This window comes from Micromonospora sp. NPDC047074 (assembly GCF_040643815.1).
GTDB lineage: Bacteria > Actinomycetota > Actinomycetes > Mycobacteriales > Micromonosporaceae > Micromonospora.
Window position 1 is genome coordinate 157643 of record NZ_JBEYVB010000005.1, and the last position, 13612, is coordinate 171254.

At 67.7% G+C, this 13612-nt stretch carries 21 protein-coding genes, 1 tRNA gene and 1 pseudogene; 15 read left to right on the forward strand and 8 right to left on the reverse strand.

Features of this window, described 5'->3' with window-relative positions:
- Positions 1–4 precede the first annotated feature (4 nt).
- Positions 5–517, reverse strand: coding sequence for a hypothetical protein (locus ABZ809_RS10595; protein WP_357562217.1), 513 nt, complete (start codon positions 515–517; stop codon positions 5–7).
- 224 nt (positions 518–741) lie between these two features.
- On the opposite strand from ABZ809_RS10595, the gene ABZ809_RS10600 reads away from it, so the two are divergent.
- The 9 genes from ABZ809_RS10600 (at position 742) to ABZ809_RS10640 (ending at position 5598) form a co-directional block, all read left to right on the forward strand.
- A complete protein-coding gene (locus ABZ809_RS10600) occupies positions 742–1080 on the forward strand; it encodes a hypothetical protein (RefSeq protein ID WP_357562218.1) in 339 nt (112 codons plus the stop codon).
- Between the two features lie 133 nt (positions 1081–1213).
- On the forward strand, positions 1214–1579 hold the full coding sequence (locus tag ABZ809_RS10605; RefSeq protein ID WP_357562219.1) for a hypothetical protein: 366 nt from the start codon (positions 1214–1216) through the stop codon (positions 1577–1579).
- Positions 1576–1938, forward strand: coding sequence for a hypothetical protein (locus tag ABZ809_RS10610; protein ID WP_357562220.1), 363 nt, complete (start codon positions 1576–1578; stop codon positions 1936–1938). The genes ABZ809_RS10605 and ABZ809_RS10610 overlap by 4 nt, the downstream gene beginning before the upstream one ends.
- Entirely contained in the window at positions 1935–2657 is a 723-nt protein-coding gene (locus tag ABZ809_RS10615) for a hypothetical protein (RefSeq protein ID WP_357562221.1), read from the forward strand. The genes ABZ809_RS10610 and ABZ809_RS10615 overlap by 4 nt, the downstream gene beginning before the upstream one ends.
- A complete protein-coding gene (locus ABZ809_RS10620) occupies positions 2654–2974 on the forward strand; it encodes a hypothetical protein (protein ID WP_357562222.1) in 321 nt (106 codons plus the stop codon). The genes ABZ809_RS10615 and ABZ809_RS10620 overlap by 4 nt, the downstream gene beginning before the upstream one ends.
- Before the next feature lie 32 nt (positions 2975–3006).
- On the forward strand, positions 3007–3198 hold the full coding sequence (locus tag ABZ809_RS10625; protein WP_357562223.1) for a hypothetical protein: 192 nt from the start codon (positions 3007–3009) through the stop codon (positions 3196–3198).
- Between the two features lie 258 nt (positions 3199–3456).
- The gene (locus tag ABZ809_RS10630) at positions 3457–3765 is read left to right on the forward strand and encodes an NIPSNAP family protein (protein ID WP_357562224.1); all 309 of its coding nucleotides are present in this window, start codon (positions 3457–3459) and stop codon (positions 3763–3765) included.
- A 469-nt stretch (positions 3766–4234) separates the two neighbouring features.
- Positions 4235–4822, forward strand: coding sequence for a PadR family transcriptional regulator (locus ABZ809_RS10635; RefSeq protein ID WP_357562225.1), 588 nt, complete (start codon positions 4235–4237; stop codon positions 4820–4822).
- Between the two features lie 47 nt (positions 4823–4869).
- Positions 4870–5598 carry a VOC family protein gene (locus ABZ809_RS10640; RefSeq protein ID WP_357562226.1) on the forward strand — a complete coding sequence of 243 codons (729 nt, stop codon included), beginning with the start codon at positions 4870–4872 and terminating at the stop codon, positions 5596–5598.
- 75 nt (positions 5599–5673) lie between these two features.
- Here the strand turns inward: ABZ809_RS10640 and ABZ809_RS10645 are convergent, their stop codons facing one another.
- Positions 5674–6312 carry a hypothetical protein gene (locus tag ABZ809_RS10645; RefSeq protein ID WP_357562227.1) on the reverse strand — a complete coding sequence of 213 codons (639 nt, stop codon included), beginning with the start codon at positions 6310–6312 and terminating at the stop codon, positions 5674–5676.
- Between the two features lie 270 nt (positions 6313–6582).
- On the opposite strand from ABZ809_RS10645, the gene ABZ809_RS10650 reads away from it, so the two are divergent.
- The 4 genes and pseudogenes from ABZ809_RS10650 to ABZ809_RS10665 all read left to right on the forward strand — a co-directional run bounded on the left by ABZ809_RS10650 (position 6583) and on the right by ABZ809_RS10665 (position 8914).
- Positions 6583–6816: a hypothetical protein gene (locus ABZ809_RS10650; protein WP_357562228.1), complete on the forward strand. Its 234-nt coding sequence runs from the start codon at positions 6583–6585 to the stop codon at positions 6814–6816.
- Positions 6817–6975: 159 nt separating this feature from the next.
- Positions 6976–7163: pseudogene (locus tag ABZ809_RS10655) on the forward strand (transcriptional regulator); the annotation flags it as partial.
- A 237-nt stretch (positions 7164–7400) separates the two neighbouring features.
- A complete protein-coding gene (locus ABZ809_RS10660; protein WP_357562229.1) occupies positions 7401–8135 on the forward strand; it encodes an alpha/beta fold hydrolase in 735 nt (244 codons plus the stop codon).
- A gap of 5 nt (positions 8136–8140) precedes the next feature.
- Positions 8141–8914: a MerR family transcriptional regulator gene (locus ABZ809_RS10665; RefSeq protein ID WP_357562230.1), complete on the forward strand. Its 774-nt coding sequence runs from the start codon at positions 8141–8143 to the stop codon at positions 8912–8914.
- Positions 8915–9242: 328 nt separating this feature from the next.
- On the opposite strand, the gene ABZ809_RS10670 is transcribed toward ABZ809_RS10665, so the two are convergent.
- The 4 genes from ABZ809_RS10670 to ABZ809_RS10685 form a co-directional block, all read right to left on the reverse strand.
- Positions 9243–9707, reverse strand: a complete 465-nt coding sequence (locus tag ABZ809_RS10670) for an SMI1/KNR4 family protein (protein ID WP_357562231.1) — start codon at positions 9705–9707, stop codon at positions 9243–9245.
- Complete coding sequence (locus tag ABZ809_RS10675) at positions 9697–10146, reverse strand: hypothetical protein (protein ID WP_357562232.1); 450 nt, start codon at positions 10144–10146, stop codon at positions 9697–9699. Before ABZ809_RS10675 ends, ABZ809_RS10670 begins: the two co-directional genes overlap by 11 nt.
- A gap of 194 nt (positions 10147–10340) precedes the next feature.
- Positions 10341–10514, reverse strand: coding sequence for a hypothetical protein (locus ABZ809_RS10680; protein ID WP_357562233.1), 174 nt, complete (start codon positions 10512–10514; stop codon positions 10341–10343).
- Positions 10511–10729, reverse strand: coding sequence for a flavin reductase (locus ABZ809_RS10685; protein WP_357562234.1), 219 nt, complete (start codon positions 10727–10729; stop codon positions 10511–10513). Before ABZ809_RS10685 ends, ABZ809_RS10680 begins: the two co-directional genes overlap by 4 nt.
- 418 nt (positions 10730–11147) lie before the next feature.
- On the opposite strand from ABZ809_RS10685, the gene ABZ809_RS10690 reads away from it, so the two are divergent.
- On the forward strand, positions 11148–11387 hold the full coding sequence (locus ABZ809_RS10690) for a GntR family transcriptional regulator (protein ID WP_067313483.1): 240 nt from the start codon (positions 11148–11150) through the stop codon (positions 11385–11387).
- 182 nt (positions 11388–11569) lie between these two features.
- Here ABZ809_RS10690 and ABZ809_RS10695 read toward each other — a convergent pair whose 3' ends face one another.
- Positions 11570–11794 (reverse strand): hypothetical protein, encoded by a 225-nt coding sequence (locus ABZ809_RS10695; RefSeq protein WP_357562235.1) that lies wholly within the window; start codon positions 11792–11794, stop codon positions 11570–11572.
- 120 nt (positions 11795–11914) lie between these two features.
- On the opposite strand from ABZ809_RS10695, the gene ABZ809_RS10700 reads away from it, so the two are divergent.
- Positions 11915–12463, forward strand: coding sequence for a hypothetical protein (locus tag ABZ809_RS10700; protein WP_357562236.1), 549 nt, complete (start codon positions 11915–11917; stop codon positions 12461–12463).
- 542 nt (positions 12464–13005) lie between these two features.
- Here ABZ809_RS10700 and ABZ809_RS10705 read toward each other — a convergent pair.
- Positions 13006–13133 (reverse strand) — tRNA-OTHER (locus ABZ809_RS10705).
- Positions 13134–13612 lie beyond the last annotated feature (479 nt).

Genomic DNA, 13612 nt, shown 5'->3' on the forward strand with positions numbered 1-13612 from the left:
CGGGTCAGCCCGCGCGACGCGAGCCGTAGCCGACGATGATGTCGCGCATCGACCCCATTCCGTACCGGTCCGTGTCGCTGGACATCGCGGCCACCTCGTCCAGAATGGGCTCGACGTCGATGCCGAGCCGCCTGGCCCGGGTGCACAGGTCCTGCAACGCCAGGATCTCGTCGCGGGTGTCCGCACCCTGGTCGCAGGCGGAGAGGTGGACGAGTCGGGCGCGGAACTCCGCTGCCGTGGCCCATTCTCGCGGCAGGTGGGCCGCCCACCGGAACGACGAGTGCCGGTCGAACAGGCGGCGGATCGCGGCGCGGGCACTCTCGTCGCCGGTGGCGTACGCCTCGACGACGGCGCGGAGAACAGTCTCCGCCCGATCGCCCACGGCGAGTCGTGCCAGTTTCGCCTGGACGGCGGCGCCGATGTCGTCGAGTTCCGCGATGTCGACCGGCTCCTTGGCGACGCTCCGGTAGAGGGCGTCCAGCTGCGCCATCTCACGTTCGATATCGACGGGATCCATGCGCCCCCTTGTAACACGGCAGCGCCAGGCCGCGCCGCCCGCCGAGGTGCGGCGGATGAGGGCGGCACGCCACAGCGGGCCCGTCCGCTCGTCGCCGCCTCACTGGTCCCATCCGCTCCGATGTCGTCGGGCGTCGCCACGCGGGCCCGGCGAGAACCCTACGATGAGACGACGACCAACCGCTTGACCTGCGCCGACAGCACTCACTTCGAGGATGGGTGGTCATGGACTCGGACTCCGACGAGGTAGCTCTCACGCCCGAGGAGCAGCAGGCACAGACCAGGCTGCTGCACGCTCTCGAGAAGGTGCAGACGATCTCGATGGCGCTCAGCCACGTCGAGCATCTCCTCAACCCCGACAACCCGCACACCCCGGCCCTGAACACGCCACCCGTGAAGGCCCTGCTCCGCGAGGTGAGACCCGGAGAGACCGCCGAGCAGCAACGGGACGCCATGCTCACGCTCCAGGAGAAGCTGACCGTGGCCACCCGGGAGTACGAGCGGGCGACGGAAGAGGCGAAGCAGCTCTCGCTACGGATGGCGCCGAATCTCGCGGACCAGTAGGCGATCAGCAGGGCCGGACACGTCCGTCCACTTCCCGGCCGGCCGGGCCGCCCGCCGAGCGACGCCGGCGGCCTCCGCCGTCTGCGTAGGCGCGGGGTCGCGGTACGTGGTGGCGCTGTGGCATGGTGCAGCCGTGGGTGAGACCGGGCAGACCGATCCGGCGACTGCGTCACCGGGCAGGCCAGACCAGTGGCATGACTTCCGCCGTGGCATCGCGCTGCTGTCGATGGTGCTGTTCTTCTTCTGCGTCGTGGGCCTCGGGTTCCTCGTCCACCGGCTGGCCACCTCCGGCGGTGACGGGGTCTTCGACGGGTGGTCGTTCTTCCGTTTCCTGTCGGTGGCGGTTCCACTCGGCGTCGCTGCGGCGATGGGTCTCGGCGTCTACCGGGCGCCCGGCGGCACCGAGGCCAGGCGGCGCGGCAGGGTCATGGGTCTCGCGCTGCTCGTCGCCGTCGTCCTGCTCGTCGTGACGGGTGTGGTCGGGGACCGGTTGTCGTGAGCTTCTCCGTCGAGCCCGGTGCGCTGGACCGGGCCGCCAGCCGGATGACCGAGGCCGGCGCCGACGCCCAGGCCGCGAAGGCCTACCTCACCAGGCACACCGACATGCCCTGGCACGGGCAGGGTCTGCTCAACGAGGCGTGGCCGGCGCATCAGAAACTCGTCGACGAGATGGCCGAGCGGCTGACCCACCTGGCGCAACTGCTGGACAGGTCACGTGAGGCCCTGCAACACACCGCGGACTACTACCGGCAGACCGACGCGCGCAGCGCCGGCCGCCTGGACGCCACCTACCCCGCCGTCGACCGCGGCGAGGACGCGATGTCCGGCGAACGCCCCAGAACGAGGACCTACCGGTGATCGAACCGACGGACTTCCTCCGGGAACCCGGTGAGCCGGACGCCGCGTTGTCCAAGGGGTTCGCCAACCCCATCGGCATCCTCGACTCGATCTCCATCTCCCACTGGGTCAACCAGGTCATCAAGGACGTGGCCGGCTACGACGTCATCGGCACCATCACCGCCGCGTTCGTCGGAGACTGGGAGAGCTTCTACAAGGCCGGCGACGCGTACGGCAACCTCGGGCAGAGCCTGCAGGCCCTCGGCGGCAACCTGATCGAGGTGACGACGCAGGTCGACAAGCAGTGGGACGGCCGAGCCGCCGACGCCGCCTTCGTCTACTTCCGCGAGCTGGCCGCCGCCACCGCCCAACAGAACGTCATCCTCGCCCAGGTCGAGCACAAGTACCACGAAGCCGCCCGCGCGATCTGGCTCCTGGCCGACATGATCGGCGGCCTCATCAAGATGATGATCGACAAAGCCATCATCATCGGCGTCAGCGCCGCAGCCGGCACCGCCCTCATCGAAACCGGCGCCGGCGCGGTGGTCGGCTACGGCGTCGCCACCTGGCAGGCCATGGAGCTGGTCAAGAAGGTCAACGACGCCGCCACGAAGATCCAAGCCGGCGGCACCCTCATCCTCGGCTTCTTCAGCTTCCTCAAAACCCTCGCCGACCAGGGCGGCGACCTGTCCAGGATCCCGCTACCCGACCAGCCCTACACCAGCCCGGTACCCGCATGACCAGCCACGGATCCGAGCCGGAGCAGCAGTTCCTCGACATCACCGAAGGCAGCCGCGGCCTCGCCAAACTGCTGCACGCCAGCCTCAGCCGCCTCCGCGACGGCGTCGCGGGCGACGACCTCCAGGAGATGGCACGCGACGTCCTCGCCGGCCGCACCGACCTACGCGAGATCGCCGCCTCCGACGCCTACGGCACAACGCTCCTCGACCGCTACCGCCGCTTCACCGAGTGGGAATCGGGCCTCGACCCAGAAGAGCGGCAGCGCCTGGCCGGCAAGGCGATCGACACGGCGGACGACCTGGAGGCGTACGGCTAGCAGCCGCTCCCGCCCACGCTCAAGGGCAGTACATGGGGTTGTTCGGGTTCGGGGCCGGCCTGGCGAACGTGGTCGCTCCCAGCGTGCTGGCACTCTTCTGCATCGCCTGGGGAGTTCCTGGCTGGCTCCTGCTCGGCGGCGTTTTCGTCCTGGCGGGTCTGGCGACGCCGCACTTCGTGCGGTGGGCGGAACGGACGCGCCCGTACGCGAAGCAGCACGCGTAGCTGGCTGGCCACGTCAGCACCTTCGTCTCCTCCGGCTCGGGCACCGTCAAGTCGCTGGTGACCAACGGCGCGGGCGCCGGCTACATCACCCCTTGACCCACCCCAGCGCGGCTGGTCAGGCGCAGGGCTTCGAGCCCGCCTGGTGCCAGCCGGGCGGCCCGGAAAGCCGAGAATCGTAACTACCCGTCTGACCCGCCCCGAGCATCATCTGCACACCCATGCTGCAAACCTGAGCGGCCTTATCAGGAAGATGGTTTCATGATCACCTGCGTGGTGCACTACACCATCGATCCGACCAAGCTGGAGGCGTTCGAACGCTTCGCGCGAGAGTGGATGCGATTGGTGGCACGGCACGGCGGCGTACACCACGGCTACTTCCTGCCGGCCGAGGGTGCCAGCGACCGGGCGGAGGCGCTGTTCAGTTTCGAAAGCCTGGCCGCCTACGAGCGCTACCGCTCACGGTTCGGCGAGGATCCGGAGTTCGTCGCCGCGGACCGGATCCGCGACGAGTCAGGGTGCGTCCTGCGCTACGAAAGGACGTTCATGCGCCCACTTCTGCCGGACTGAACGCCCGCATCCATCGCCGTCCGGCAGCACGGAACCGCCCGAAGAACGCTCCGGCATTCGACCGACGGTCACGGATCGTCGACCGGTACGGTCAGGCCATCGACGGCCCGTCTCGGCGTGTCGGAACGCCGCTGTGGCCCGGCGGTTCTTCCGCCGGGCCATGCCCACGTCGCAGGTCACGCCGGTCGAGGTAGTCACCGACGCCGGCCGGTCCACCGACGCCCTCGACGATCTGGTCCCGTCGGCCTGACACCCGACTTCATCGAACTCGTGCAAGCGATCTGACCGCAGTTCCCCGAGGAGCCCAGACGGTCGCCGAGCGAACAACAACCGCACCATCATCGATGCTCATCGTCCGCAAGCACAGGGTGAAGGGCGCTAGCCAAGTTTGGCTACCGACCAAGCTCGGCGGTAGCCTGGCGTCGGCGGCTAGCCAAACTTGGCTAGCCGGGAAGCGGGGTGAACTTCCTTGAAGTCGGTACGACTGCTGGTCCTGGGAGCGCTGCGCAGGCGCGGACGCGCACACGGCTATCAGATTCGCGCGGACCTGGAGGCCTGGGGCGCGCACGAGTGGTCCACCGCCACCTCCGGCTCGGTGTATCACGCGCTCAAGAGCATGGCGGGCCAGGGACTGCTGGTGACCCATGAGCGGGCCCCCTCAATCGCCAGCGGCCCGCCACGGATCGAGTACGAGTTGACCGACAAGGGGGAACGAGAGTACTTCGCTCTGCTGCGTCGGGCCCTCACGGACCGCGAGCCGAGCCTGGACGTGCTGGGCGCCGCTGTCGGCCTGATCGAGGACCTGCCCCGGGACGAGGCGGTACGGATGCTGCGCGAGCGCGCCCGCGCGATGCAGGAATGGCGCACCAGCATCATGTCGCATCTGCCCTCGGACGCCGACCTGGACACCTGGGGGCCGGTCGGCGAGGTCCTGCGGCTGTGGCTGACCACCGCCGACACCGGCGCCCGATGGACTCACCGACTGATCCACCGCTTGGAAGAGGGAGCGTTCGTGATGTCCGGTGAGGACCCTGCGCTCACACCACCGACCGACTAGCGACCCCCGCGTCCCAGGACCTCTCATCCGATCGGAGCTGAGAATCCATGGCAAACGAGATCACCGTGCCGCTGCTTCCCTGCCGGTCCATCGACGAGATCGTCGAGTTCTACACCATGCTGGGCTTCACCCGCACCTACTACCAGGTCCGCCCGAACCCGTACGTGTCCCTCAAGCGCGAAGACCTCCAACTGGACTTCTTCGGCATGCCCGAGGAGTTCAGGCCCGAGGACTCCTACGGGACCTGCCTGGTCATCGTGCCCGACACCGGGGCGCTGTTCGAAGCGTTCGCCGCGGGCATGCGCAAAGCCCACGGCAAGCTTCTGGTCTCCGGGATCCCCCGGATGACCCGGCCGCGCAAACGCAAGAACGCCGACAACCTCTCCGGCTTCACGGTTGTCGACCCTGGCGGAAACTGGATCAGGATCGTGGCCGCCACACCCGCACCCGAGGAGCAGGCGAGCGCCGCCGGCAAGCTCACCACGACGCTGCACAGAGCGGTCGTGATGGGCGACTCCCACGGCAAGCACGTACGGGCAGCCCAGATCCTCATTTCGGCCCTCGATCGGGACAAGGACACCGCGACCCCAGCGGAGCTGGTCGAGGCGCTGGCATACCGCGCCGAACTCGCACTCCGCGCCGAGGATCCCGCCGCCGCCCGCAGGGCTCTCACCCAGGCACGCGCGCTCCGCCTCTCCCAAACCGAGCGTGACCGACTCACCGAGACCCTGACCAGCCTCGAAGACCTGGAGGCCGTCCTCCGCGCGGCACCGTGACTTCTGGCACGACAATGGCCCCGGCGCTGAACGCCGGGGCCATGAGCCCATCTCATCGCGATGGGGTGCTGGTCATCAGCTCGCAGGATCCGGGAACAGGTACAGCTCGAACCACAGTCCCTGACCGTCGATCTCCATCTCATGGCTGCTGCCCGAGAGGCTGGGCGGGCCGGCGTAGGTGCCGGTGAGCGTGTAGAGGCCCGGGTCGACGTCGAACTGGAAGTAGCCGTCGGGGCCGGTGACCACCTCGACCCCGGCCGGCTCCAGCCGGATCGTCGCCCCCGCCACCGGCAGCCACGTGGTCATGTCGAGCGCTTGGCCCCTGAGGTCCCAGATGACCGACACCGTGAAGGTCGCCTGCGTCATGGGGCTGCGCTGGCCGTGGCGGTCGATCGCCACCGCGTACACCGGACGCTGACCGCCCCCACTGCCGACGTCGATCGTCACAGTGGCCGTGCCATCGGGCCCCGCCAGGACCTCGCTGCCCAGGCTGGTGTTGTAGAAGCTGTACCGGAAGCTGGTCACCTTGGGGTCACCGTTCGCGTCGAACCTGACGGCAAGCTGACCGCCCTCCAGCGCGCTGTTCCCGTTCGGAAAGCTGATCGTCGGCTGGAGGGGCACCTTCGTCGTAACCGACGCCGCGGCCGCCGACGCGGGCGGCGCCAGCACCGTCGAACTGGCGGCCAACAGCACCAGCGACGCGGCGATCGCCACGAGCCCACGCCGAGTAGAACGGGTACGCGTACCCGAGATTGGTCCGATAGACATCCAAAGCCCCCGAATCATCAGAACGTCATGGCATGGTCAAGCTAGCCAACGTAATGATCTTCGTCAACATCTCTTCAGCCGGAATCGGCCTACCGCGGGTAGTTGATACACGTCTATTTCTCTGGCAGGCTCGGCATTCGGATCGAACAGAGTGGAGCCCACATGCCTGCACTTCGTCGGATCGTCGCAGCCACAGCGTTGGTCGGGGCGGTGTCCGTGTCCGTCCTGCTCTCCGGGCCTGCGGTCGCCGCCGAAACCAAGACCTTTTACGGCAGAGGGATGAATAACAACTACTTCACGGCGCTGTCCTACGCCACCGACAACGCGCGTTCCCTTGCCAGCGCGGACGGCTTCGATCCCGACACGCAGTGCAGCCACGGCGGAAGCTTCACCACGCAGCCGTGGCCGGGCCTCTACTCGGTGCTGGTGCAGATCAACTGCACCCGCTGAGTGTCCAACACAGGGCGCCCCCGTCACCTCACGGCGGCGGGGGCTTCGCTGTGTCTACGCCGCGGCAGCTCGCCCGGCCTTCCACCGGCTCGCTGTCGCCCGGCTCAGCCCCGACTCATGGGCCAGCTCGGTGCCGCTCGGCGCGGTGCAGGCGACGGCATGTGGGCTCTGCTGACCGCACGACGCGGTCTTGCCGTCGACAACCCCGCCGCGGCTCGGGCACTCCTCGAGCGCAGTGTCCCGTTCCTGGACAGTGACCGAATCTCCGCTCAGTCCCGGCAGGAGCAACCTCTGTCGTCTACGGCCTGCGGGCGGACGGACTCACCGGCAGAGGGGCGGGCAGATGAGCGAGAACCATGACGCCGCGGCATAATCGACCAACACGGACAAGATGCCGCCTGAGCTGCCCGTTCACTGGTCATCGGCGGTCAACGTTCCTTGCCCTCGGGCGGCCCTGGTCACAGCCTGATCTCGGGGCTTGACCTTGACCTTGGGTCAGGGTCGACGCTGGCGGCATGACGAACTCAGACGCGACCAACTCGGCCTGGAGTGGCATGTTGCCGGTGGACGACACCGCTCTGTTCGTGACCGACACCGGCGGGACAGGTGCCCCTGTGGTCTACCTGAACGGTTCCTACGCCAGCCAGCGGCACTGGCGACCCGTCATCAAGGACCTGGGGCCGGGGTGGCGACACATCACGTACGACGAGCGGGCTCGCGGCAAGTCGAAGAAGTCGGCGGACTACTCCTTCGAGGCCGTCGTCCGGGATCTCGACGCCGTCCTGAAAGCCAGGGGGGTGGAGCGGCCGCTGTTGGTGGGCTGGTCCTACGGCGCGCTGCTCGGGGTGGTCTGGGCCGCTCGGAATCCGGACCGCGTCGCCGGTGTGGTCGGGGTCGACGGCCCTTATCCGTACGGCTGGACCGACGAGGCCAGGCACGAACACATCCGGCGGCTGTTCCACAAGCTCCGATGGGCGATGCCGATGGCACGCCTCGTCGGCAACGCCGCGCGGATGAGTGCCGAACAGCATGCCGAAATCAACATCGAGTCCCACAAGATCCACGCCGCCCTCGAACCGGTCCTCGACAGCCTGACCGTCCCGGTCCGGTACGTGGTCGCCTCCGGGGAGGGGCTGGGAAGCAAGGATGATTGGCAGGAACAGATGCGCGCTACCCTCGACCCGGTGCTCGCCCGCAACCCGAACCTCGGGATAAGCGCGAAGGTCGCCAGCAACCACGGCACGATCGTGCGCAAGGATTTCCGCGCCATCGCCGAGGCCACACGCGAGGTCGCCATCCTCACCGGTGAGGGTCGCTGACGACCATGGCCAGTGGCATCACGATCGGCCAGGCGGCGGCGTTCGTCGGCGTCACGGTCAAGACCATCCGCCACTACCACCGGCTTGGACTGGTCGACGAACCGCCCCGTGACGGTTCTGACTATCGCCGCTACGGGTCGTCCGACCTGCTGCGGCTGGTCCAGGTCCGGACGCTGGCCGAGTCCGGGGTACCGCTGTCCGAGATCGGCGCCCTGCTCGGTGCGGATCCGCAGCGGTTCGCCGCCGACCTGGCCGAGGTCAAGCGGCGGCTGACCGAGCGGATCGAGGAGCTGACCGCGCGCCGCGACTCGCTGGACCGGCTGGTCAACGGCGACCGGGCCCTGTTACCCGACCGCGCCTGCGCGCTGTTGGACCGGGCCGCCGACCTGGGTTTCGCCCCGGACGCGGTGGCGGCCTACCGCGAGGGCATGCTGCTGGCCAAGGCCCTGGTCCCCGAAGGCTTCGACGACTATCTCACCGAGGCCGAGCACGCCCTCGACGACACCCGGTTCGTCGCGTTGAACAAGCAGTGCTGGGCCGCCAAGGACTGGCAACCCGACGACCCCCGCATCGAGGAACTCGCGACCGCCGTGGCCGACCGTTTCCTCGCCAACCCCGCGTTGCTCGCGATCCCGAACAGCCTCCAGGCCAGCACTGACGCCACCCGATACGGGCTGCTCAACCACCACGGCGAAGAACAGGCACCGGCCGTGGCCCGGCTGACCACACTGGTCGAGGCGAAACTGCGCTCCGCCGGCGTGGATATCCCACACCAATAATCGCAGCCCCACAGGCGGCAGGTGTGAGGCGAGCGACCTCGCCGCCGCCTCGAAGATCCTGGCTGCAGTTGCCATCCCGTCTGCCGCCGACCCACGCACCGTGGAGTGGGCCAGGGCCAGGGTGACAAGGTGGAGCGCCCTACTGGACGAGTCTCGATGGTTGTTGTCAAGCGGGTTGTGCGGTGGGCAGGGTCTCCTCGGGCGGGCAGGCATGTTCCTGCCCGGGGTTCTCGGGCAGCCCTCTGAGGTGCCTGAGCGAGGAGACCCGTTGCGGTCTCTGAGGGAGGGTCGGGCTGCGGGGCAGCGCCTCGCAGCCCGAGAGGCAGGGTCAGGGCTGGGTACCGCGCCGTGCTACGAAATCCAGAAAATCTGGCGCCTCCAGCGTCGGGTCGTCGGCGTCGTGGTAGTGGAACCACACCTCGTCGCTGCACCGGCCGTCGAGGACGGGAAAGCACCAGTAGTCGCCTGTGCCGACGGGTGCCACCGCGACGAACGACCCATCCGGGAACTCGGCCTGACTGACGTAGACGACGTCGTCAACGTGGTGCGCGGACGATGCTGTGGGCATGGGCAGCAGGTCGAGGAATCCGAACTGCCCGCCACCGTAGCGCAGCATGAATGCCTTGTACGGCTCGGGCAGGGTCGCGCCCAGCGCTCGCTCCGCCTCGGTGATGTCCTCCGCCGACACGGTCAGCCCTTCGATCACCTTGAAGTCTTCGATTTCCTCGAAGCCAGACCTGGCCGCCCGGGTGCGGAGTGACTGAACGTGCTGGTCGAACTCCTCAAGGTCCACGCCGTCGATTATCTCCGATTCCTAGCCGGGTGTTGGAGGGGTTGGTGGTTGGAAGTTGGAAGCAGCGGTTGTCGCGGAGCAGTGCCCAGTCCTGTCCCGGCAAGGTGAGATCCTGCTCAGCCGCGCCGGCCAACGCCTGGTCGGCGACCTGGACGGCGTTCACTGCCCGGTGCCGGCGCAGATGCGCCACGAGCTGCTCGCGACCGGCGGCGCGGATCTGCTCGGGCGTCTGATAACCGCTGATCAGAATCAACATCGCGACGTTGGCGAAGGTCAACGCCCGTTCCAACGCAAGGGAGATTCCGAGCATCAGCCGGCGCAGACCACGCTGGCTCTCTACACCCACCACTCCGACGGCGGGATCAATGCATCCGCGACGCGTTCGCTGACGATCCGCTGACACCCAACGACGGCTGACGAAGTAACGCAGAAGAGCCACCCTCATCCGAGGGTGGCTCTTCTGCGTTACTTCGATGGTGGGCGATACTGGGATCGGACCAGTGACCCCTTCGGTGTGAACTCTCGGCGAGCCGGTCGGAGCGGGCTGGATGCGAGGTCAAACGGCCTGCTGAGGCTCGTCTCGGATCCGTTCGGCTGGCACCGCTGCTGTACTTCGCTGCTGTACTACCGGCATCAGACGAGGCGCTGGATGCGGACCTTGGGTTGCTCGTTCCTGAGGTGGCCCTGCTTGTGCTGGCGGACCTGCTCGTTCCAGACCTCCTGGTCATAGTCCGGGTCCGGCGGGATCCACTTGTGCGAACCGTCGCTGTAGTGGAACTTCTCGTCTCCGGACCGCAGGATACTCATCGGGTCCAGCCGAGGAACCGGTAGTGCAGGTGACCGGCGGGAACGTGGGCCAGGTCCTGGGTGGCGTCGACGAGCTGGGACGCCAGATAGAGGGCCAGCGACACCAGCGCGCGGTCGTATTCGGCTCGCAGCTCCCGCCGCCGGGTCGAGCAGGGCCACTCCCCCGCACAGCCGCCACAGGACCAAGCCGGCTTGATCGGATGGTGAGTAGTCATCGCGGCCCGTCCTGGCTGGGCCAGTGGCCGCGGTTGATAGGGATGCGGTGGCGGCTTCGGCACGGCAGGGTCGCGCCGCAGCGGCAGATGTGTCGCCACTGCCGCCACGACCAGACGGGTCGGTGCCGACGGGCGAGGGTGAGCGCCGCCGCCATGACGTACTCGTCGTACGAGACCCGCTTCATCGGCTCGCCACAACGACTGGGGCCGGGAGCCGTCGAGTTGGGCAGATGGAAGGGAGCACTGCCGCCTCCTTGTGCCGCAGGTGTCCGGGGGCGTGGATGCCCGATCGCGGGGGATGCGCCGGACATCCACGCCAGCGAGGACGACCCACAGCGCCAACCGGGGGAATCGACCTCCTCGGCAACCTCCCATAGGTACCGTTGGGTAGTCAAGGGCTGACGTAGGTGGTCTACTCGTGTTGCCAACCGAGGGGAACACCGTGCCACCGCGTTACCGCTATGAGCAGATCGCCGACGACCTCGCCGAACGCATCGCGACTGGCGAGTTTCCGCCGGGCTCCAAGCTGCCCAGTCGCCGCGAGTTGATCGAGCACTACGGCGTTACAGAGCCCGTGATCGACCGAGCGATGCAGGTGCTACGGATCAAGGGAATGACCGAAACCCTGCCAGGCGTGGGCGTCTTCGTCGCCGAGTAGGCCACATCCCCAGTCCGTCGCACGGCCTGGATCCCTCGCTTGTAAGTTCTGGGCGCTCCGTCCGGCGGAGTCCGTCCGCGTCCGCGACCTCGGACGGCTGTCTGCGTCCGGCCGGCGGCGGCTGCCCTCCTCTCGGCACGTTGCTGTCACTGCTGCTGTCAGCGACCTCCGCGCGAGAGCGATCAAATCCGGCGTCGAGGTTCCTTCCCGGGAGCGTCGCCGTACGGGAGCGAGACGCCCAAGGCTCGCCAGAGGTCGTAGAGCACCCGCCCGAGCCTTTCGCTGTCGTCACTCGACAACTGAGCGATGGGCATGCCGGCGGCCTGGTGCTCGCCGATGTTGTAGATCAGGTCCGCGAGCGACGTGGCTGTCGGTCGGTCAAGGCGAAGAACAACTTCCTCAGGCATGTCCCGCACCCTACGGCTGTCTGACAGCCCAGCCACGGTCCCGACGGCCCGTCCACGGCCCGAAGTCGGTGAGTTGAAGCGGAACCAGTCGCGCGGCGGGAAGGGCCTAGAGTAGCCGACGTGCGGATCAAAGCCGTTGCTGTGATGGCCATGCTGACGTTCCTCCTGACTCACGGGGTCGGCTGTGCGTCCTCGGCCCCACCACCGCTCCCCACGAACGCTGACTTGACGGGAACCTGGTGCGGAACCTCCGGCGACCGGATCGACCTTCGCCAGGACGGGTCGTCACGGCTGGACTCGATCTCGGACGTCTACCTTTCGCACCTCCTGCAGGACCTACGGGACACATGGAGCGACCAGTACATCTGGCGCACCTACTTCGACAGCCGCCGGCCCGATTCCGCGCAGGGCACGTGGCTGCTCAGTGAATACGAAGACGACGACGACCATGACGACGACGAACGGTGGGTGCGACTCGACTTCGGGGAACGCAAGGCCGCAGCTACTCGTGATCATGAGTCCCCACAGCGCTACAGATTCAGTGACGCGCTGCTCGTCAGCCACGACGGCAGCGGGTTCGAGCTGTTGGCCTTCGATGGCATGCCCGACGAGGAATGGTCGAGCCGATTCACCCCCTGCTCTGATCGAGCTGCGGGAACCGGACGTTGAAGCGGAACCTAGACCGGGCCTCCCGTGACCTGCGCTGACCTGACCGGCGCACTGGTCACGCCCCATCTTGGGCTCACGTCATTGGTCGCTGGTTGCCGACGTTTCACGCCGTCTTGTGCCCCGTGTGTGCCCCAGAACCTGGCAGTTGTTTCTCGGGGCGCTGGTGCTTCCTGGCACCCCGGATGCCAACTCCCGTCAACGCACCACCGACCGCGCACAAGGTTGTAGCAGACAAGGGCCAACCTCCTTCGGGCACATACGCCAAGGTCATGGCGAGTGCAGTGGCGGCCATCAGTGCACCGACTACCGCCAAGAGCAGGTACAAACGGCGTCGCCTACGCATGGGACCAGTAGAGCATGGGCGGGCGGCCCCAGGGCGTGCGGCTGACTCCTTGACCCCCCGGCAACCAACACGGGACGCTGACCTGCGGTTCCGGAGGCGCTGAGCTGCCAGGACGGTCCCTAAACGTCCACGACAGTCCGCCGGCGTCCGTCCCGATCGTCACCCAGATAGTCACCCAACTACGCCGGGAGACTACGAGCGGACCGGAGGGGATTCGAACCCCCGGTGGGGCATGGCACGCCAGCGGCCCCACGCGCCTTCGAGCCGCCGCGCGTGCACGGCATCCAGCATCTCAGCGCTGCAATGACCCGGCTCTGCCACCGGTCCACCGACAGTCTGCCCGAACACTGTCAGCTTGGGAATCGCGTTGATCCACACGCCGAGTAGCTTCACTACCTCGTCCGCAGACACAGATCGCTACCTGGCCGCAGTTTGGCGCGCTGGTACACGCCGATGCTGCCCCCTACAACGGGCACGTATCGGGCACATTTGCGCGCTGCCACTAGGGTTACCCAGTGCTGTTGACTAGCTTGCCGCTTGCGACCGACTGGCAGGAGTTTTCCGATCAAGCCACTGTGGTCGGCGTCTGCGTCGCCCTACTTGTCGGGATTGCGACCACTGTCGTCATGATCCGCCAAGAGAAGGTGACCAGGGACGGACAGAGGCTTCAGCGAGAGCAGGCCGAGGCAACGGCAGCGCGATCCGAGGCGGCAGCGGCGCTGACCGAGGAGTACACGCGCCGGGTAGTTGAGGCCCTTGAAACGATGGCCTCTCATAGCGGCAGGGAATCCTCGGCATCGCCGAGC